This window comes from Kitasatospora sp. NPDC048365 (genome assembly GCF_043200835.1).
GTDB classification, from domain to species: domain Bacteria; phylum Actinomycetota; class Actinomycetes; order Streptomycetales; family Streptomycetaceae; genus Kitasatospora; species Kitasatospora terrestris.
Genome location: NZ_JBICYJ010000012.1, coordinates 1 through 19220, shown reverse-complemented (window position 1 = coordinate 19220; position 19220 = coordinate 1). Strand labels below are relative to the sequence as shown.

Genomic DNA, 19220 nt, shown 5'->3' with positions numbered 1-19220 from the left:
TACCCGTCACCCTCCCTTCATTGGATTGCTCGACGGAGCCTGGACTGCGGACTGCGAAGGCGGCGAGGCCGGACGCGGCGGGGACGCCGGGCCGCGGCTCGCGTGCGCGGCGATGCCCGGCGCGACCCCGCCGCCGCCCGCACCCGGGCTGGCGTTGGCGGCCTGCGGGCCGCCCCGCGAACCGTGCGTGGAGATGCCCTGCTTCACCAGGTTCGCCGGACCGTTGATCATCGCGCTGCCGGCCTGCACGGCACTCGCCCGCGCCCCGCGCATCGCCAGCATCTCGTCGCCGAACCCCGGCACGAAGCGGTACACCGACGCACTCGCGAAGATCGACAGGAACAGGATCGCCAGGCCCGACAGCACCTTCGCGAAGTCGTCACCCGCACCGGCCCCGGTCGCCACCGCGCCCGCCAGCCCCAGGATGATCACGATGATCGGCTTCGCCAGGTCCACGGCCAGCATCAGGCCCGCCCAGCGGCGCACGTGCTTCCACAGCTGCTTGTCCACCAGCCCCGCGTACACCGCCGTACCCAGCAGCGCGCCCACGTACAGCATCGCCGCGCGGATCAGCAGCTCCAGCCAGAGCACCGCGGCGGCCAGCACCGCGACCAGCGACACGATGATCAGGATCAGCGGCCCGCCACCCAGCGTGCCCTTCTCCAACGTGTCCGCGAAACCGCCCAGGTACGTGCCGGTGTCCGACTTCGTCCCCGCCGCGATCGCCGCCGTCAGACCGTCCGTCGCACTCACGATCGTGTACAGGATCAACGGCGTGAACGCCGACGCCACCACCGTCAACCACAGGAACCCGATCGCCTCCGAGAACGCCTGCGTCAACGGCGCCCCCCGCACCGCCCGCTTCGTCACCGCCAGCAGCCACAGCACCAGCGTGATGATCGTCGAACCCGCGAACACCACCGCGTACTGCTGCAGGAACGCCGCATTGGTGAAGTCCACCTGCGTCGTCCCGTCGATCCCCGCCGACAGCTGCCGCACCACCCAAGCCGCCGCCTGCGCACACCCCTTCGCCAACGACCCCAACGGATCGGCGACACTCCCCACACTCTCCGACCCCGGAATCACCGTCGCCCCGGGGGGCGCGCAGAGCTGGTCGGCGCCCGGGACGGGCACGTCCACCTTGCAGCTCGGCGAGGGGGAAGGATCAGCGAACGCGCTCCGCGCGGTGACCAGGGCGGAGAGCTGGAGGAACGCGAGCGAGAAGCCCAGTCCTGCGGCTCTCCGCAGGACTGCCTTACGGGCGCCGTCAGCGTGCATAGCGGAAGCCTCCGAACTGCTGGACGGCACCGGTGATCTCCTCGGAGGTCGCGGCCTGCTGGTCGCCTGGGACCGGGGCCGGGCCGGCCTTCCGGCTGTAGTCGGTGAGCTTCCAGTCGCTGCCGGTCCAGCGCATGGTGAGGGTGAGGGTGAACCAGTTCTCGCCGACCGGGAGGGTCGAGCTCTGGCCGGCGAGGCCGAGCAGGCCGGTGCACCAGACCTCGATCCGGGTGCCGGTGTCGGAGAAGTTCACGGTCTTCGTGCCGACCGGGGTGGTGCGGCTGACGAAGGTGAGGCCCTTGGGGGCCTTGCCCTGGGCGTCGAGGCCGAACCTGGCGGTGGTCTCCGGGGTGAAGGCCTGGTCGAGGCGGGACTGGAGTTGGGGGAGGACGGTGGGGTCGGCGAGGGTGGTGACGATGGTGTGGCGGGGGTCGGTGCGGAACATGTCGGCGGAGCCGAGGGCGACGGCGTAGTTGGCGGCGGCCGACTGCGCCCCCTGGTCGCTGTGCGGGAAGCCGCCGGCGATGCCGTTGGTGGTGGTGGTGACGGGTTGCTGGCCGGTGGCGGCGGTGTCGGCGGGGGCGGGCGTGGCGGCGCCCGCCCGGTCTGCGGAGCCGGTGCCGCCGGTGGGGCGGCTGGGGTCGGCCTTGTCGCGGTTGGCGAAGGAGATGGCGAGGACGAGGAGGGTGACGACGCCGAGGACGGTCAGCAGGGTGCGGACGGGGCGGGGCTGACGGCCGCTCAGTTGGTGGGCGGACTGTTCGGCGACCGGTAGCCGCGTACGGGTGTGCGGCTGGTCGTCGGACAACGGCACGGCGGCCCTCCTGGGTCCTGGTCCTGATGGTCGTGGTGGCTGGACGGCCTGGGGAGGCCGTCCGGTCGTCGGATCGTCAGATGGCCATGCCGTAGACAATGGTGAACAGGGTGCCGAGGGAACCGATGATGAACACGCCGGTCAGGCCGGCGATGATCAGCCCCTTGCCCTGTTCGGCGCTGAAGGTGTCGCGCATCGCGGTGGCGCCGATCCGCTGCTTGGCCGCACCCCAGACCGCGAGGGCCAGGCAGCCCAGGATGGCCACGGCCATGACGACCTCGACCATCACCCGGGCCTCGGAGCCCAGGCTGGCGAAGGGGCCCCAGTCGGGGGCGATTCCGCCGATGATGGTGTCGATATTGGCCTTCTTCGGCGGGTCCTCGGCCAGGTACCCGATGACCTTGCTGTCCGCCACGCTGCTCAGGTTCATTTCATCTCACCGCCCGATCAGGCAAATTCAAGGCCCCGGACCAGGGTGGAGCGAAGGGGCAGGTCCTATTCTTGGCCAGAACTGATGTCGACTTGGCTACTTCTCGTGGATTGGTCGTGAGGTCAGGGACACATACGGGAGGATGTCCACGGCACGAAGGATACTGCTCACTCTTTGTATCTCTGATGATTGCACTGGGCAACGCCGTACAGGACACTGCTGCTGACGCTTCGTCGGGATGGTGCTGATGGTACTCCGCAAGGCAGGCGCCGCCGCCGGTGCGGCGGCAGTTGTGGCAGTGGGCTTCACGGCCGTGGTGGTGCTGGGGACGTACGCGGCCAGTGGGACGCCCCGTCAGGCCTCCAACCACCTGGCGCTGTCGGGGAAGACGGTGCCCGCCGAGTACCGGTCGACGATCGAGCGGTGGGGCGTGCTGTGCGCGGAGATCTCCCCCCCGATGCTGGCGGCGCAGTTGTACCAGGAGAGCGGATTCGACCCGAGGGCGAAGAGTCCGGCGAAGGCGTACGGGATGGCGCAGTTCCTGGAGGGCACCTGGGCGACGTACGGGACGGACGGGAACGGCGACGGCAAGCGGGACATCTGGGATCCGTCGGACGCGATCGCCTCGGCGGCGACCTATGACTGCGCGCTCGCCAAGGACGTGTCGAAGGTGCCGGGCGACCGGCAGGCGAACATGCTCGCCGCTTACAACGCCGGCCCGTACGCGGTGATAAAGAACGGCGGTGTCCCGCCGTACCGGGAGACCCAGGGATATGTGAAGAACATCCAGGCGCTGGCCCGGAACTTCACCGCGCCGGCCGTCGGCAGTTCGATCAGCCTGTCGCGGCAGGCGGCCGGGGCGATCTACTACGCGCAGACCAAGCTGGGCACCGACTACCTGTGGGGCGGCGAGGGCCTGCCCTCGCAGAACGGGCGGTTCGACTGCTCGGGGCTGACCCGGGCGGCGTTCGAGAGCGTGGGGATCACCCTGCCCCGGGTGGCCAACGACCAGTGGAACGCCGGGCCGCACCCGTCCAGGGACCAGCTGAGCCCGGGCGACCTGGTGTTCTTCGCCTCGGACCCGGAGGACCCGCGGTCGATCCACCACGTCGGCATCTACGTGGGCGGCGGATACATGATCGACGCGCCGCACACCGGAGCGAAGATCCGCTACGACACGATCGACCAGAGGGAGTACTACGGCGCGACCCGGGTGACCGCGGACGGCGCCGAGGCGTTGCCGGTGCGCGGGGACGACGGTTCGATCACCGCGGGTCAAGGCCCGGCAAAGAGCTGACCGGCCGTTCGATCGGCGTGTGCATGCCGCGTGGACGGCCAGTCAAGTTTCCATAACGTCGCCCGGCTGCGGAAACCCCCGGCCGCGCACTCGGCGTTGTGATCACTGTGGTCCGTACCGGCGGACACCCGGGCGGACACCGGAGGACGGACAGGGAGGTGCGGCGTGGCGACGCTGCTCGCCGACACGGGCAACGCCGACATCGGCCTGCTGCGCGCCGTGAACGGCCTGGCCGTCGGGGCGCCGCGCTGGCTGGACTCGGCGGTCTCCTGGATCGGTGAGTACGGCATCCTGCTGGGCCTGGCCGCGCTCGGCCTGGCCGCCTGGCTGCGGGCCCGCCGCCGGCCGGACGCGCCGGTCGCGGTGGCCGGTCTGCTCTGGGCGCCGCTGGCGGTGGCCCTGGCCGAGCTGGCCAACCTGCCGATCTCCCGGATCGTCGACCGGCCGCGCCCCTTCGTGGACCACCCGGAGCTGGTGGTGCTGGTGGAGGGCAAGGAGGGCACGCTCTCCTTCGTCAGCGACCACTCGGCGATGTCGATGGGCATCGCGGTGGCCCTGCTGCTGGTCGACCGCCGGATCGGCCTGGTCGCCGGCGCGCTGGCGCTGCTCCAGGGCCTGTGCCGGATGTACTTGGGGGTGCACTACCCGACCGACGTGCTCGGCGGCTACGCGCTGGCCACCGCCGTGGTGCTGCTGCTGGCGCCGATCGCGATGGCGGTGCTGGTGCCGTTCTGCCACGCGCTGACCCGGACGGCGCTGGCCCCGCTGGTGGTGGCCCGGCGTCGCGGCGGCGAGTCCGGCCGGCGCCGGCGCGGGCGGGGTGCCCCGGCCCGGTCGGCCCGCAGCGAGGAGCCGGCCCGGGAGTCCGACCTGGCCGCCTGAGCGGTCCGGCGCGACACCGGCGCCCCGCCCCTCACCCGTGCCCCGTACAGCCCCGAGCGGCCCTCGGAAGGGCCTCTGAGCGGGTGTCAGTCGAGTTCCGGCGGTCCGGCCGCGTGTTCGGCCAGGTGCTCGCCGGCGTCCCGGCGGGCGCGGTCCCGGGAGCGGCGGCCGGGTGCGAACCAGCCGCAGGAACAGGTGGCGAAACAGAAGGAGCCGCGCTCCTCGACAACGGCCCGGTGGGCGGCCGACGGTGCAGTCCCGACGCGGGCGGGCGGCTCGCTGTTCACGTACTTCACCGTAACGCGGGCACCCGTCCGGACGAAACGCCCTACCTGTGCGTAACCTCCTGCGCCCCAACTCGTTTGAGAGACAAGAGCTCTGCCCATCCGGGGCGGCGGCTTGCCGGGCACCGGGGCCCGAGGGGGTTTGTCGAGAAGTGAAGAAGCTGCATCTGTCCGCCGCCGTCGCCGTGCTCGCCGCCGCACTGTCCGCCTGTTCGGGCGGAGGTGGCGGCCACGCCCAGGGCGCGTCCGCGGACCAGCTGGCCGCCGATCCGGTGACGGCGGTCCGCAACGCCGCCGACATCACCGGCCGGACCGGTTCGGTGCACGCGAAGACCGAGCTGACCACCGAGTCCGCCGAGAAGAAGGCCGTGTTCAACGGCACCGGCGGGTACGACTACGTGAAGCGGCTGGGCCGGCTGGAGATCGACGTCCCGCCCGGCGCCGCCACCACCGGCAGGATCACCGAGGTGGTCCTGCCGGGCACGGTCTACCTGCAGAACAGCGGGGCCAAGATCCCCGAGGGCAAGTGGGTCAAGCTGGACGTCCGCCAACTGCCGGACGGCAACCTGGTCTCCAGCGGCGCCACCGACCCGGCCTCCGCCGCGGGCGCGCTGCGCGGCGCGCAGACCGCCGAGCTGGTCGGCTCCGAGACGGTGGGCGGGGTCGAGCTCAAGCACTACAAGGGCACCCTGGACCTGGCCAAGGCCGCCGAGGTGACCGGCGGCCGCGGTGCGGACGGGCTGCGGATGGCCGCCCAGACCTTCACCGTCAAGGAGGTCCCGTACGAGGCCTGGCTGGACGCGCAGGGTCGGCTGCACAAGGTGGTGGAGACCTTCGCCTTCGCCGGGGTGGCCGGTTCCAAGGCGCCCAAGGACCAGGTGAAGGTGGTCTCGACGACCTCGCTCAGCGACTTCGGCAAGCCGGTGGAGGCCGCCGAGCCGGCCGCCTCGGAGATCTACTCGATGAAGGCCTCGGCGCCCGCGAAGTGAGCCCGGAGTGAGCCCGCGGCAGCGGCGGCCCCACCCGTTCGGTGCGGCAGAGATGGCCCGTCCGTGCCATGTGGCCGGGGCCGCCGCTGCCTACGCTGGACGGACGGGGCTGCCGTCCTGACCGGCAGGTGGCGCTGAAGGGGTGGTGCAGGTGGCGTCCGCGGACGGCCGTGCAGGTGCAGGCGGCCACGACAAGACCGCGCTCGACGAGATCGAGCTGGCCGGCGAGCTGATGATCGCCGCCTCGGCCAGCAGCGACGAGCGGCTGGCCGACGAGGAGATCGACGAGGTGCTGCTGGACCGCCGCACCGGGGGCGGCGGCTGACCGCAGGTCAGGAGCGCAGCAGCCGGGCGATGGCGGCGGTGGCCTCCGCCACCTTGCCCTCCAGCTCGGCGCCGCCCTCCTCGGCCGCGGCCGCGACGCAGTGCCGCAGGTGCTCCTCCAGCAGGGAGAGCGCGAAGGCCTGGATTGCCTTGGTCGAGGCCGAGACCTGGGTCAGGATGTCGATGCAGTAGACGTCCTCGTCGACCATCCGCTGCAGACCGCGGATCTGGCCCTCGATCCGGCGCAGCCGCTTGAGGTGCGCGTCCTTCTGCTCGCTGTACCCGTGCGGTCCGTGGTGGCCGTGCTGCTCCGCGTCCTGGGTGTCGGTGGTGGTCATCCGCGCCGCCTCGTGTCTCGCCCTGCTCGCCCTTGTCGGGCGTCATTTTCCAACACCCGCGGCGCCCGCGCTGTTCCTCCGTCCGGGCGTCTGCTGAGGGATCCCCGTGCACAGCGGGAGCAAACCGGGTGACCTTGGGCCAGACTGGTGCCTCGCGCGTCAGCACCCGTTTGGGCAGTTCGAACGGCTTGCGCCTAGCATCGCCTGTGTCCGTACCCCGCACATCGGAGATCTCCGTGCGTTTTAGCCTGACCCCGAAGGAGACGAGCTTCTACGACATGTTCGCCGCTGCTGCGGAGAACCTGGTCGTCGGATCGAAGCTTCTGTTGGAACTGCTGGGATCAGACGTGTCGGCCCGCGCGGAGATCGTCGAGCGCATGCGCGCCGCCGAGCACGCCGGTGACGACACCACTCATGCGATCTTCCACCAGCTGAACTCCTCCTTCATCACGCCCTTCGACCGCGAGGACATCTACTCCCTCGCCTCGTCGCTGGACGACATCATGGACTTCATGGAGGAGGCCGTCGACCTGGTCGTCCTGTACGACATCGAGACCCTGCCGAAGGGTGTCGAGCAGCAGATCGAGGTGCTGGCGCGGGCGGCCGAGCTGACCGCCGACGCGATGCCGCGGCTGCGCGGGATGAGCGGTCTGACCGAGTACTGGATCGAGATCAACCGGCTGGAGAACCAGGCCGACCAGATCCACCGCAAGCTGCTGGCGCACCTGTTCTCCGGGCAGTACGACGCGATCGAGGTGCTCAAGCTCAAGCAGGTGGTCGACGTCCTGGAAGAGGCGGCGGACGCGTTCGAGCACGTCGCCAACACGGTGGAGACCATCGCCGTCAAGGAGTCCTGACCGCCGTGGACATGGCAGCACTGATCGCCGTCATCGGCGTGGCCTTCTTCTTCACCTACACCAACGGCTTCCACGACTCGGCGAACGCGATCGCCACCTCGGTCTCCACCCGGGCGCTCACCCCGCGGGCGGCCCTGGCGATGGCAGCGGTGATGAACCTGGCCGGTGCCTTCCTGGGCAGCGGGGTGGCGAAGACCGTCTCCAAGGGCATCATCGAGACCCCCAGCGGCTCCCAGGGCATGGCGATCCTGTTCGCGGCGCTGGTCGGCGCGATCGCCTGGAACCTGACCACCTGGTACTTCGGCCTGCCGTCCTCCTCCTCGCACGCGCTGTTCGGCGGCCTGGTCGGCGCGGCGCTGGCCGGCGGCACGGCGGTGATCTGGAGCGGCGTGGTCGACAAGATCATCATTCCGATGGTGATCTCCCCGGTGGTCGGCCTGATCGGCGGCTTCCTGGTGATGCTGGGCATCCTGTGGCTCTTCCGGCGGGCCAACCCGCACCGGGCCAAGCGCAACTTCCGGGTGGCGCAGACCGCCTCGGCGGCGGCGATGGCGCTGGCGCACGGTCTGCAGGACGCCCAGAAGACCATGGGCATCGTGGTGATGGCCCTGGTGATCTCCGGCCACCAGCACGGCAACGACATCCCGATCTGGGTCAAGATCTCCTGCGCGACCATGCTGTCGCTGGGCACCTACGCGGGTGGCTGGCGGATCATGCGGACCCTCGGACGCAAGATCATCGAGCTGGACCCGCCGCAGGGCTTCGCCTCCGAGGCCACCGCCTCGACGGTCATGTACATCACCTCGTTCGTCTACGCGGCGCCGATCTCCACCACCCACGTGATCACCTCGGCGATCATGGGTGTGGGCGCCACCAAGCGGATCCGCGCGGTCCGCTGGGGCGTGGCGAAGAACATCGTGCTCGGCTGGTTCATCACCATGCCGGCCGCGGCCCTGGTGGCCGCGGCGATGTACGGGATCCTCGCGCTGATCTTCGACTTCTGAGGCCGCCCGGGCTCCGCCCGCACAAACCCGGGCTCCGCCCGCACAAAGGTGAAGGCCCGCCCCCCACAGCACGGGGGGCGGGCCTTCGGGCTTCGCGGCGGCACCGCCATGCAGCACCACGAAGCGGCTCGGGGGATCAGCCGAAGCGGCCGGAGATGTAGTCCTCGGTGGCCTGCACGGACGGGTTGGAGAAGATCCGCTGGGTGTCGTCCAGCTCGATCAGCTTGCCCGGCTGGCCGACGCCGGCCAGGTTGAAGAAGGCGGTGCGGTCGGAGACGCGGGCCGCCTGCTGCATGTTGTGGGTCACGATGACGATCGTGTACTGGGACTTCAGCTCGCCGATCAGGTCCTCGATGGCGAGGGTGGAGATCGGGTCGAGGGCAGAGCAGGGCTCGTCCATCAGCAGGACCTCCGGCTCGACCGCGATGGCGCGGGCGATGCACAGACGCTGCTGCTGGCCGCCGGAGAGGCCGGCGCCCGGCTTGTTCAGCCGGTCCTTGACCTCGTTCCAGAGGTTGGCGCCCTTGAGGGACTTCTCCACCACGCCGTCCAGCACGGACTTCTTCTTCACGCCGGCGAGCTTCAGCCCGGCGACCACGTTGTCGTAGATCGACATGGTCGGGAACGGGTTGGGGCGCTGGAACACCATGCCGACCGAGCGGCGGACGGCGACCGGGTCGACGTTGTTGCCGTACAGGTTCTCGTCGTCCAGCATCACCTTGCCCTCGACCCGGGCGCCGGGGATCACCTCGTGCATCCGGTTGAGGGTGCGCAGGAAGGTGGACTTGCCGCAGCCCGAGGGGCCGATGAAGGCGGTCACCGAGCGGGGCTCGACGGTCATCGAGATGTCCTCGATGGCCTTGGTGGTGCCGTAGAAGGCCGACAGTCCGCTGACGTCGATGCGCTTGGCCATGATCTTTCTTCTCTCTGCTTCGTCTCGTACGTCAGTCGTCAGTGGCCGGTCTTGGGCGAGCGCCAGCGGGCGATGCCGCGCGCGATGAGGTTGAGACCCATCACGAAGGCGATCAGCACCAGCGCGGCGCCCCAGGCACGGGCGTAGCCGAAGTCGTTGTTGACCATCGAGTACTGCTGCCAGATGTAGAGCGGCAGCGACTGCTGCGGTCCGTTGAACGGGTCGCTGTTGATGAAGTCGGCACCGAACACCAGCATCATCACGGGGGCGGTCTCACCGGTGATGCGGGCGACCGCCAGCATCACACCGGTGGTGATGCCGCCGATGGCCGTCGGCAGGACGATCCGCAGGATGGTCTTCCACTTCGGCACGCCGAGCGCGTACGAGGCCTCGCGGAGCTCGTTCGGGACGAGCTTGAGCATCTCCTCGGTCGAGCGGACCACGACCGGCATCATCAGGATCGCCAGCGCGAGGCTGCCGGAGAAGCCCGAGTACTGGAAGCCGAGGGCGATGTTCCAGACCGAGAGGATGAACAGACCGGCGACGACGGACGGGACACCCGTCATGACGTCGACGAAGAAGGTGACCCAGCGGGCGAGCCGGCCGCGGCCGTACTCGACCAGGTAGACGGCGGTCAGCAGACCGACCGGGGCGGCCATCAGGGTGGCCAGCAGGACCTGCTCCAGCGTGCCGATGATGGCGTGGTAGATGCCGCCGTCCGGGGTCATCGAGGCGACGACGCCCTTCATGGAGTGCGTCAGGAACTCGCCGTCGATCGCGCCGATGCCCTGCTGGACCGTGTAGAAGGTCAGCGCGGCGAGCGGCACCACGGCCAGGATGAAGGCGACCCAGACCATCGAGGTGGCCAGGCGGTCCTTGGCCTGCCGGCGGCCCTCGACCTTGGCGGCCACGGCGTAGCCGACCAGGACGTACAGCAGCGCCGAGATCAGGCCCCACTGCAGGTGGCTCTCCAGGCCGGCGGCCGCGCCGATGCCACAGCCGAGGGCGATGGAGACGGCGGCCACGGCGAACGGGGCCCAGGTGGGCAGCTGGGCGTTGGTCAGCCGCCGGTGCAGCCGGGAGTCGGCGGGAGCGGTGGTCAGCGTGCTCATGAGTTGGCCCCCGAGTACTCCTTGCGGCGGGCGATGATCAGTCGCGCCGCGCCGTTCACCAGCAGGGTGATGACGAACAGAACGAGGCCGGAGGCCATCAGGGCGTCCCGCCCGAAGGGCTGGGCCTCGTTGAACTTCAGCGCGATGTTCTGCGCGAAGGTGCCGCCGCCCGGGTCGAGCAGGTGCAGCGACAGGATGCTGTTGGTGGACAGCACGGTGGCGACCGCGATGGTCTCGCCGAGCGCGCGGCCGAGGCCGAGCATCGAGGCCGAGATGATGCCGGGGCGACCGAAGGGCAGCACCGCGGTGCGGATCATCTCCCAGCGGGTGGCGCCGAGGGCCAGGGCCGCCTCCTCGTGCATCCGCGGGACCTGGCGGAACACCTCGCGGGAGACCGCGGTGATGATCGGCAGGATCATGATCGCCAGCAGGATGCCGACGGTGAACAGGGTGCGCGGCGGGACGCCGGACTTGGTCTGGTCGAAGATGTACGTCCAGCCCAGGTACTGGTCCATCCAGCTGCTCAGACCGTCCATGTGCGGGACCAGGAAGAGCACGCCCCACAGGCCGTAGACGATCGAGGGGACGGCGGCCAGCAGGTCCACCAGGTAGGCGAACGGCTGGGCGATCCGGCGCGGCGCGTAGTGCGAGATGAACAGCGCGATGCCGACCGCGATCGGCACGGCGATCAGCATCGCGATGAGCGCGGAGACCAGGGTGCCGAAGACCAGCACGGCGATGCCGAACTTGGGCTCCGCGGCGTCCGGGGTCCACTCGAAGGTGGTGAGGAAGTTGCCCGTGTTCCCGGACAGCGCGATCGAGGACCGGTACGCGAGGAAGCCCGCGATCGCGGCCATCACGACCAGCAGCAGGATGCCCGATCCACGGGAGAGGTTGAAGAACACGGCGTCACCGAGGCGGCTGTCGCCCCGGCGTCGGCGGGCCCTGCCCTGCGTGGTGGCAGGGGGTGAAGAAGTCATGATCGATAACTCCGGTCTGACGGCGCTGCCCCGCGAGGAGGGCGGCACCTGGCGGCGGTGCCCCGGACGGTCTTGGTCACTGGTGGTGCTGTGGTGCTGCACTGCCCGGCCGGGCGGCCCCGCCCCCCTCCGTCGGAGGCCGCCCAGCCGGTGGTTCAGTGGCTCGGGATCAGGCGAGCGCGGTGACCGCGGCCTGGACCTTGGTGGCCAGGTCCTTCGGCAGCGGGACGTAGCCGGTGGCGCCGATGGCCTGCTGGCCGGCGTCGCTGGCGGTGTAGGTCAGGAAGGACTTCAGCAGCTCCAGGCCGTCGGCCTTGTTGCCCTTGTCGCAGACGATCTCGTAGGTGACCAGGGTGAGCGGGTAGGCGCCCTCCTCCTTGGTCGCGTAGTCGATGGTCAGCGCCAGGTCGGCACCGGTGCCGGCCGGCTTGGCCTTGGCCAGGGTGGTGGCGGCGTTGGCGGCGGTCGCCTCGACCGGCTTGGCGGCGCCCGTGTTGATGGCGGCGCTGTTCAGCTTGTTGGTCTGCGCGAAGGAGAGCTCGACGTAGGAGATCGAGTTCTTGACGCCCTTGACCTGGGCCGCGACACCGGCGGAGCCGTTCGCGGACTGGCCGCCCTTGCCCGCCCAGGTCTTCGAGGCCGGGTAGGTCCAGGCGCCGCCCGAGGCCTTCGCCAGGTACTTGGTCAGGTTGTCGGTGGTGCCCGAGTCGTCCGAGCGGTGCACGGCCTGGATGTCGGCGGCCGGCAGGTTGACGCCCGGGTTCAGGGCGGCGATGGCCGGGTCGTTCCACTTGGTGATCTGCGAGTCGAAGATCTTCGCCAGGGTCGGCGCGTCCAGGGTGAGCTTGTCGACACCCTCGACGTTGAAGACGATCGAGATCAGGCCGCCGACCATCGGCAGGTTGATGCCCTGGCCACCGGTGCAGACCTGCTTCGAGGCGTCGACCTCGGCCGGCTTCAGGGCCGAGTCGGAGCCGGCGAAGGCCACCTTGCCCTGGTTGAACTGCTGGACACCGGCGCCGGAGCCGCCGCCGCCGTAGGTGATGGTCGAGCCGGAGCAGGCAGCGGCGTACGCGGCCTTCCAGACGTCGATCGCGTTGCCCTGCGCGGTGGAGCCCGCGGCGAGCAGCGCGCCGCCCTTCGCACAGGCGATCGCAGCCTTGGTGGCGGAGGCCGAGGCACCGCCGGTGGAGCCGGAGGTGTTGTTCTCGTCGGTGCCGCAAGCGGCGAGAGACAGAGCGGAGACGAGCGCCGCGGCACCGATGGCGAGGGCCTTGGGCTGGAGCTTCACAGGGGTGTCCCTTTCAGAGCGGGGCCCGTTTCGGCCCTCCGGTAACCCCGAAGTTAGGGAGCACAGGTGACGCATCAGCCGGTCGCAAATGAACGGACAGTGAACCTCGGACGGATGTCAGGAAACTGCGGTCGGTAGTAACGGTTGCGTCACAGCAAGGCCGCGACCAGATCACCCGGTCTTGATCGGGCCTGATCAAGGCCCCGATCAGCGGCCCAGCAGCTCCAGCAGGGCGTCCACCAGCAGCCGGTCCTGCGCCCGGGTCAGCCGCGCCTTCGCCTTCTTCGGCGCCAGCCACTCCAGCCGGTCCACCTCACGGTTCGGCCGGAAAGCGCCGCCGGTCGGCACCGCCGCCCAGTACCGGACCTCCTTCGGCCGACCCTGCACCCGGTAGTGCTGCGCCGGCAGCTCCTCCCCCAGCACGCAGCTCAGCCCGGTCTCCTCCCGGACCTCCCGCAGCGCCGCCACCCGCCAGCCCTCCCCCGGCTCCAGCTTCCCCTTGGGCAGGCTCCAGTCGTCGTACTTCGGCCGGTGGATCACCGCGATCCGGGGCTTCTTCCGGTCCACCCCGTTCTTCTTCAACGGCCCCGGCACCCACAGCACCGCACCCGCCGCCAGCACGGTCGACAGGCTCGGCCCGGTCGACCGGCTCGGCGGTCCCGACACCTGGCGCACGCGGTATCCCACTTCAGCCCTTCCGTGGAGCCGGCGGTCCCTCCCAGTGACCCAGACCGGGAGCGAGGACGGGCCACTGCAGCCCGAAGGCGTACCTGGCCGCCTCCACCTCGAGTCGCTGATCAGCATGCACCACGCCGAGCACGTACGCCGTCGCCGGGGTGATCCGCGGCGTACGCGCCGCGGTCGCCGCCGTCACCGCCGCGTCCGACGCCTCCCGGTGGCGGCCCAGCACCCGGTCCAGCTCGTCCAGCCCGGCCACCGGCGAACCGCACACCTCCAGCGCGTACCGGGCCCGCTTCAACAGGATCCGCACCCGCAGCCACGGCTCGTCGTCCGCCGCCAGCACCGCCTCCGAGTCCGCGCCCGTACGAGCCGCCCCGGCCCCCGGCGCACCCCCCGAGCCCAGCCTGTGCAGACCCTCACCGCCGTACGGCACCGCCGAACGCTGCAACGGCAGCAGCTCAGCCGCCTCCGCCAGCGCCCCCAGCGCGGCCGCCGCCTGCGGCAGCAGCGCCTCGGCCGACTCCCCCGCACAGCCCTCCGCCAGCGGCACCTCGCCCGCCAGCAGCGTCATCCGGTCCGCCAGCGCGTGCAGCCGCGCCGAGCGCAGCTCCTGCAGCACCGTGGTGTGCGCCCGGGTCCGGGCCAGCGTCAGCTGCCGGTCCAGCAGCGCCCGCGCCTTCGGCGCACCCGCGTGCCCGGCCAGCATCCCCGGCGCGTCCGGCCCCGGGTCCGCCAACGAGTCCAGCGCCGCCAGCAGCCGGGCCGACCGCCGCTGGTACGCCGGCTCCGACGCCAGCAGGTTCAGCAGCCAGCGCAGCTCCGCCCGCGACTCGCGCGCCCAGGCCGGCTCGAACGCCGCCGCGAAGGTGTGCAGCGCACCGCCCACCCGCCGCACCGCGCGCAGCAGGTCGTCCGCGGCCGCCGCCGACGCCGGCAGCGCCCCCGGTCTGGACCCCGCCTCGCCCACCGCCTGCGGCAGCGCCCGCAGGAACACCCCCGCCTGGGCGGTCAGGTAACCCGCGAGCACCTCCCCGGCAGAGGTCGAAGACGCGGCAGGCGCCACCGGGGCCGTCGTCGGCGCATCGGTCATGGCTGTTGGCTCTCCCCGATTTCGTCCCGGGCTTCCCTGCCCGGGGCTCAGGCCCGCGCCGGTTGGTCACCGGCGCGGGCGGCGCCGACCGCCCGGCGAGCAGCCGGTCGGTCGGCCGTGCGCTGAGGCTCAGCGAGTGCGCTGGGCCTCAGCGGGCGGCGGACGCGTTGCGGTTGCGCCGCCGCGAGTCGATCAGCAGGTCCTGCACGTGCCGCAGCGGCCGCCCCTCCGCGTCCTGCGAACGGCGCGTCCACGACCCGTCCGGCCCCAGGTGCCAGGAGTCCGTCTCGTCCGACACCCCCAGGTCCAGCAGGCCCGACAGCTCGGCCCGCTGCGCCGGGTCGGCGACCCGCACCAGCGCCTCGATCCGGCGGTCCAGATTGCGGTGCATCATGTCGGCACTGCCGATCCACACCTCCGGATCGCCGCCGTTGCCGAAGACGAAGACCCGCGAGTGCTCCAGGAAGCGCCCCAGGATCGACCGCACCCGGACGTTCTCGCTCAGCCCCGGCACGCCCGGCCGGATCGCGCAGATGCCGCGCACCCACACGTCCACCGGCACCCCGGCCTGCGAGGCCCGGTACAGCGCGTCGATCACGACCTCGTCGACGATCGAGTTGACCTTCAGCTTCACGTACGCCGGACGCCCGGCCCGGTGGTGCGCGATCTCCCCGTTGATCCGCGAGATCAGCCCGTCGCGCAGGCCCCGCGGCGCGGTCAGCAGCCGGCGGTAGGACTCCCGCCGCGAGTACCCCGACAGCCGGTTGAACAGGTCGGACAGGTCCGCGCCGACCTGCGGGTCCGCGGTCAGCAGCCCCAGGTCCTCGTACAGCCGAGCCGTCTTCGGGTGGTAGTTGCCCGTCCCCACGTGCGAGTACCGCCGCAGCGTCTCGCCCTCCTGGCGGACCACCAGCGACAGCTTGCAGTGCGTCTTCAGCCCGATCAGGCCGTAGACCACGTGGCAGCCGGCCTCCTCCAGCTTCCGCGCCCACTTGATGTTCGCCTGCTCGTCGAACCGCGCCTTGATCTCGACCAGCACCAGCACCTGCTTGCCGGACTCGGCCGCGTCGATCAGCGCGTCCACGATCGGCGAGTCGCCCGAGGTGCGGTACAGCGTCTGCTTGATCGCCAGCACGTGCGGGTCCGCCGCCGCCTGCTCCAGGAACGCCTGCACCGAGGTCGAGAACGAGTCGTACGGGTGGTGCAGCAGCACGTCCCGCTCGCGCATCGCCGCGAAGATGTCCGGCTGCGACGCCGACTCCACGTCGGTCAGCCCGCGCGCCGTGCCCGCCACGAACTTCGGGTACTTCAGCTCCGGCCGGTCCAGGTCCGCGATCCCGAACAGACCCGTCAGGTCCAGCGGCCCGGGCAGCGGGAAGACCTCCGCCTCGGTGATGTTCAGCTCGCGCACCAGCAGGTCGAGGATGTAGGGGTCGATCGACTCCTCCACCTCCAGACGCACCGGCGGGCCGAAGCGGCGCCGCATCAGCTCCTTCTCCAGCGCCTTCAGGATGTTCTCGGTGTCGTCCTCCTCCACCTCCAGGTCCTCGTTGCGAGTGACCCGGAACGCGTGGTGGGCGAGCACCTCCATCCCCGGGAACAGCTCCTCCAGGTGCGCCCCCATCACGTCCTCCAGCGGCACGTACCGCTGCGGCGACGCCTCCAGGAACCGGGACAGCGACTGCGGCACCTTCACCCGGGCGAAGTGCTTGTGCCCGGACACCGGGTTCCGCACCACGACCGCCAGGTTCAGGCTGAGCCCCGATATGTAGGGGAACGGGTGCGCCGGGTCGACCGCCAGCGGCGTCAGCACCGGGAAGATCTGCTGGCGGAACAGCGTGTGCAGGCGCGCCTGCTCCTTGTCCGACAGCTCCGGCCAGCGGACCAGCTCGATGCCCTCCGCCGCGAGGTCCGGCAGCACCTCCTGCTGGAAGGTCGCCGCGTGCCGCGCCATCAGCTCCCGGGACCGACGCCAGATCAGGTCCAGCACCTCGCGCGGCTGCAGACCGGACGCGCTGCGCTGCGCCACCCCCGTGGCGATCCGGCGCTTCAGCCCGGCCACCCTGACCATGAAGAACTCGTCCAGGTTCGAGGCGAAGATCGCCAGGAACTTGGCCCGCTCCAGCAGCGGGATCTCCGGATCCTCCGCCAGCTCCAGCACCCGCTCGTTGAACGCCAGCCAGCTGCGCTCGCGGTCCAGGAAGCGCCCCTGGGGCAGCTCCGCGTCCTCCGGCCGCTCGGCCGACGAGCCGCCGGCGACCTGGCCGTCGGCCGTCACCAGGCCGAGCGCCGCCGAGACGGCGGCCGGCAGCGCGGTGGACGCCGTGGACTGCGCGGCACCAGCGGTCTGCGTGGCAGCGGTGGGCTGCGCGGTGGAGGCAGGCTGTGAGGTGGCGGCGGCGGGCTGCGGCTCGGTCTCGGGCGTCGCGGCACCCTTGGCCGGGGTGGAACGCTTGGCCGCGGACTTCGCGGTCGACCGGTTGCCGGAGGCCCGGGACTTGGTGGTTCCGGCCTTCACACCGGCCTTGTCGGCCGACTCGGAGACAGGGCGGGGGATGGTCATCGTTTCCAGCTCCTCCTGCGGGGCGCAGTCCGGGCGAGGCGAAGGTCGAGGACCGTCCGCAGGCCCCTCGTCACGACCGTCCCACGCCCACCCGCCGGGCGCCGCCGGAGCGGAGCCGAGGACAGCGCGTGGAGCGCGACTACGGGGCAATACGGACGTCATCCTGCGATCTTCGCGGCGTCAATTGAATCCACGGTAAACACCGCATGGCCGGGAGGAAAGCTGAGTAGGTCACGCCTGTGGCTGCATGCGGACAACCCCTTCCGCCCAGGTCACCCGCTCAGTGCCGCTCCACCCGGTACATCAGATCCACCTCGTGAATGGTGAACCCCAACCGTTCATATACCCGGACCGCCGCCGGATTGTCGGCATCGACGTACAGCAGCACCGATCCGGTCTTCCGGTCCAGCAGCAGGTGCCGCAGTCCGGCCGCCGTCAGCGCCCGCCCGAGCCCGCTCCCCTGCTCCGACGGCGCCACCCCGACCACGTACACCTCGCCCAGGCCGTCCGGATGCACCTTCGTCCAGTGGAAACCCACCAGCTGCCCGTCCCGCTCCGCCAGGAAGAAGCCCGCCGGGTCGAACCAGGGCTCGGCGATCCGGTCCGCCAGGTCCGCCTCCGTCCACGACCCCTGCTCCGGGTGGTGCGCGAACGCGGCCGCGTTCAGCGCCAGCCACGCCGCGTCGTCCGCACCCGGGACGAACGTCCGCAGCGTCACCCCGGCGGGCAGCGGCTGCTCGTCCGGCGCGTCCGCCGTCCGCCGCATCTGCCGCAGCTCCCGGACCAGCTCGGCGCCGTACGCGCCGGCCAGGTGCCGGGCCGCCGGGTGGCCGCCGTGCGCCCAGAAGTCCAGCGAACCCGGCTCCGCCCCCAGTACCGCGTCCACCAGCCGGCGGCCCCAGCCGCGGCCCCGCGCCGCCGGATGCACCGCCAGCTCCACGGTCGCCGGCCCGCCGCCGCCCTGCTCGACCTGCGCGTACCCCACCGGGTCCGCCCCGTCCGCCACCAGGACGTGCCGGACGTCCGCCCGGGGCGCATCCACCCGCAGCCGCAGCCGGCCCGCCTCCGACACCGCCTCACGCCCGTCCGCCTCCGCCGACGCCGCCAGCACCGCGCGGGCCACCGCCAGGTCGTCGGCGGTGAGCGTGGTTGTGGTCCGGACACCGGTGCTGTCGTCCGCCGGGATGTGTGAAGTCTCCATACGAGCGACCTTACGTCCCGTCAGCTCCTCGGCGGAGTCGGGGCGGCGCCGGGGCGGCGTTGTCGCAGGTGACACGTATGCTCGGCGGCCATGGACGTCCCCGAAGTCATCCCGATCCGCTACGAGCCCGACTACCGCACCGACACCATCGGCCACTGGCAGGGCGGGCAGTTCCTGGCCTCCGTCACCGCCGCCTTCCCCGAGAAGTGGAGCGGCGACGACTGGCCGGCCCACAAGCGCTGGCACGCCATCCTCCACCGTTTCGACCACGCCGGCCGCCACCTCGACTCCCGCATCGAGTTCACCGGCACCACTGCAGACGGCGAACAGGCCGCCATCGACGCGGCCGGCCGGATCCTCGACGCATGGTTGGACGCCCTGCCCGACCGGCAGTACCGGGACATCGCCATCGCGCCGTTCGCCGTCCACCGCGAGGGATGCCTGTTCGGCCTGGTGGTGGAGCACGACGAGGACGACGGTGAAGTCGAGGTCCGGGCCGAGCTCTATCCCGACAATCTGGGGTTCTACGCCCCCTGGGACGGCGAGTACGACACCTGAGGCGTGAACGCAAGAAAGCCCCTCCCGGAACCCGGGAGGGGCTTTCTCTGAAAGATTGTTCGGCGGCGTCCTACTCTCCCACAGGGTCCCCCCTGCAGTACCATCGGCGCTGTGAGGCTTAGCTTCCGGGTTCGGAATGTAACCGGGCGTTTCCCTCACGCTATGACCACCGAAACACTATGAAACTATCCGCCGGAGGCGGGTCGTGGTTTCAGAACCAACACAGTGGACGCGAGCAACTGAGGACAAGCCCTCGGCCTATTAGTACCGGTCAACTCCACCCATTACTGGGCTTCCATATCCGGCCTATCAACCCAGTCGTCTACTGGGAGCC

Annotated in this window: 20 protein-coding genes and 2 rRNA genes; 7 read left to right on the top strand and 15 right to left on the bottom strand. The window is 71.0% G+C overall.

What is annotated here, in order from left to right; genetic code table 11:
• Window positions 1-6: 6 nt before the first annotated feature.
• The 3 genes from ACGFX4_RS14545 to ACGFX4_RS14535 all read right to left on the bottom strand — a co-directional run bounded on the left by ACGFX4_RS14545 (window position 7) and on the right by ACGFX4_RS14535 (window position 2522).
• The gene (locus ACGFX4_RS14545) at window positions 7-1278 is read right to left on the bottom strand and encodes a hypothetical protein (RefSeq protein ID WP_393073220.1); all 1272 of its coding nucleotides are present in this window, start codon (window positions 1276-1278) and stop codon (window positions 7-9) included.
• A complete protein-coding gene (locus tag ACGFX4_RS14540; protein WP_393073218.1) occupies window positions 1268-2092 on the bottom strand; it encodes a hypothetical protein in 825 nt (274 codons plus the stop codon). Before ACGFX4_RS14540 ends, ACGFX4_RS14545 begins: the two co-directional genes overlap by 11 nt.
• A 76-nt stretch (window positions 2093-2168) precedes the next feature.
• On the bottom strand, window positions 2169-2522 hold the full coding sequence (locus ACGFX4_RS14535) for a hypothetical protein (RefSeq protein ID WP_393073216.1): 354 nt from the start codon (window positions 2520-2522) through the stop codon (window positions 2169-2171).
• Between the two features lie 247 nt (window positions 2523-2769).
• Between ACGFX4_RS14535 and ACGFX4_RS14530 the strand changes: the two genes are divergently transcribed.
• Complete coding sequence (locus tag ACGFX4_RS14530) at window positions 2770-3819, top strand: NlpC/P60 family protein (protein ID WP_393073579.1); 1050 nt, start codon at window positions 2770-2772, stop codon at window positions 3817-3819.
• A 165-nt stretch (window positions 3820-3984) separates the two neighbouring features.
• Window positions 3985-4701, top strand: a complete 717-nt coding sequence (locus tag ACGFX4_RS14525; protein WP_393073214.1) for a phosphatase PAP2 family protein — start codon at window positions 3985-3987, stop codon at window positions 4699-4701.
• Between the two features lie 86 nt (window positions 4702-4787).
• Here the strand turns inward: ACGFX4_RS14525 and ACGFX4_RS14520 are convergent, their stop codons facing one another.
• Window positions 4788-4988, bottom strand: a complete 201-nt coding sequence (locus tag ACGFX4_RS14520; protein ID WP_393073212.1) for a hypothetical protein — start codon at window positions 4986-4988, stop codon at window positions 4788-4790.
• Window positions 4989-5137: 149 nt separating this feature from the next.
• Between ACGFX4_RS14520 and ACGFX4_RS14515 the strand changes: the two genes are divergently transcribed.
• Both ACGFX4_RS14515 and ACGFX4_RS14510 read left to right on the top strand, forming a co-directional pair.
• Window positions 5138-5974, top strand: coding sequence for a hypothetical protein (locus ACGFX4_RS14515; protein WP_393073210.1), 837 nt, complete (start codon window positions 5138-5140; stop codon window positions 5972-5974).
• A gap of 151 nt (window positions 5975-6125) precedes the next feature.
• Window positions 6126-6299 carry a hypothetical protein gene (locus tag ACGFX4_RS14510; RefSeq protein WP_393073208.1) on the top strand — a complete coding sequence of 58 codons (174 nt, stop codon included), beginning with the start codon at window positions 6126-6128 and terminating at the stop codon, window positions 6297-6299.
• Window positions 6300-6306: 7 nt separating this feature from the next.
• Here ACGFX4_RS14510 and ACGFX4_RS14505 read toward each other — a convergent pair whose 3' ends face one another.
• On the bottom strand, window positions 6307-6636 hold the full coding sequence (locus tag ACGFX4_RS14505) for a metal-sensitive transcriptional regulator (protein ID WP_393073206.1): 330 nt from the start codon (window positions 6634-6636) through the stop codon (window positions 6307-6309).
• 236 nt (window positions 6637-6872) lie between these two features.
• On the opposite strand from ACGFX4_RS14505, the gene ACGFX4_RS14500 reads away from it, so the two are divergent.
• On the top strand, window positions 6873-7493 hold the full coding sequence (locus ACGFX4_RS14500) for a DUF47 family protein (RefSeq protein WP_345698471.1): 621 nt from the start codon (window positions 6873-6875) through the stop codon (window positions 7491-7493).
• 11 nt (window positions 7494-7504) lie between these two features.
• Window positions 7505-8497 carry an anion permease gene (locus tag ACGFX4_RS14495; RefSeq protein ID WP_393073576.1) on the top strand — a complete coding sequence of 331 codons (993 nt, stop codon included), beginning with the start codon at window positions 7505-7507 and terminating at the stop codon, window positions 8495-8497.
• 136 nt (window positions 8498-8633) lie between these two features.
• Here the strand turns inward: ACGFX4_RS14495 and pstB are convergent, their stop codons facing one another.
• The 8 genes from pstB to mshD all read right to left on the bottom strand — a co-directional run bounded on the left by pstB (window position 8634) and on the right by mshD (window position 18313).
• Window positions 8634-9410, bottom strand: coding sequence for a phosphate ABC transporter ATP-binding protein PstB (gene pstB, locus ACGFX4_RS14490; RefSeq protein WP_393073204.1), 777 nt, complete (start codon window positions 9408-9410; stop codon window positions 8634-8636).
• A gap of 38 nt (window positions 9411-9448) precedes the next feature.
• On the bottom strand, window positions 9449-10522 hold the full coding sequence (pstA, locus tag ACGFX4_RS14485) for a phosphate ABC transporter permease PstA (RefSeq protein ID WP_393073202.1): 1074 nt from the start codon (window positions 10520-10522) through the stop codon (window positions 9449-9451).
• Window positions 10519-11502, bottom strand: coding sequence for a phosphate ABC transporter permease subunit PstC (gene pstC / locus ACGFX4_RS14480; protein ID WP_393073200.1), 984 nt, complete (start codon window positions 11500-11502; stop codon window positions 10519-10521). The genes pstA and pstC overlap by 4 nt, the downstream gene beginning before the upstream one ends.
• 169 nt (window positions 11503-11671) lie before the next feature.
• Entirely contained in the window at window positions 11672-12793 is a 1122-nt protein-coding gene (pstS, locus tag ACGFX4_RS14475; RefSeq protein WP_393073198.1) for a phosphate ABC transporter substrate-binding protein PstS, read from the bottom strand.
• A 207-nt stretch (window positions 12794-13000) separates the two neighbouring features.
• Window positions 13001-13468 carry an NUDIX hydrolase gene (locus tag ACGFX4_RS14470; RefSeq protein ID WP_393073196.1) on the bottom strand — a complete coding sequence of 156 codons (468 nt, stop codon included), beginning with the start codon at window positions 13466-13468 and terminating at the stop codon, window positions 13001-13003.
• A gap of 13 nt (window positions 13469-13481) precedes the next feature.
• Window positions 13482-14564 carry a CHAD domain-containing protein gene (locus ACGFX4_RS14465; RefSeq protein WP_393073194.1) on the bottom strand — a complete coding sequence of 361 codons (1083 nt, stop codon included), beginning with the start codon at window positions 14562-14564 and terminating at the stop codon, window positions 13482-13484.
• A 148-nt stretch (window positions 14565-14712) separates the two neighbouring features.
• On the bottom strand, window positions 14713-17127 hold the full coding sequence (locus tag ACGFX4_RS14460; protein ID WP_393073192.1) for an RNA degradosome polyphosphate kinase: 2415 nt from the start codon (window positions 17125-17127) through the stop codon (window positions 14713-14715).
• Window positions 17128-17407: 280 nt separating this feature from the next.
• Window positions 17408-18313, bottom strand: coding sequence for a mycothiol synthase (gene mshD / locus ACGFX4_RS14455; RefSeq protein ID WP_393073573.1), 906 nt, complete (start codon window positions 18311-18313; stop codon window positions 17408-17410).
• Window positions 18314-18418: 105 nt separating this feature from the next.
• Here mshD and ACGFX4_RS14450 point away from each other — a divergent pair, with 105 nt between their 5' ends.
• Window positions 18419-18886 (top strand): hypothetical protein, encoded by a 468-nt coding sequence (locus tag ACGFX4_RS14450; protein ID WP_393073190.1) that lies wholly within the window; start codon window positions 18419-18421, stop codon window positions 18884-18886.
• Between the two features lie 57 nt (window positions 18887-18943).
• Here the strand turns inward: ACGFX4_RS14450 and rrf are convergent.
• Both rrf and ACGFX4_RS14440 read right to left on the bottom strand, forming a co-directional pair.
• A 5S ribosomal RNA gene (gene rrf, locus ACGFX4_RS14445) occupies window positions 18944-19060 on the bottom strand.
• 67 nt (window positions 19061-19127) lie between these two features.
• Window positions 19128-19220, bottom strand: a 23S ribosomal RNA gene (locus ACGFX4_RS14440); the annotation flags it as partial.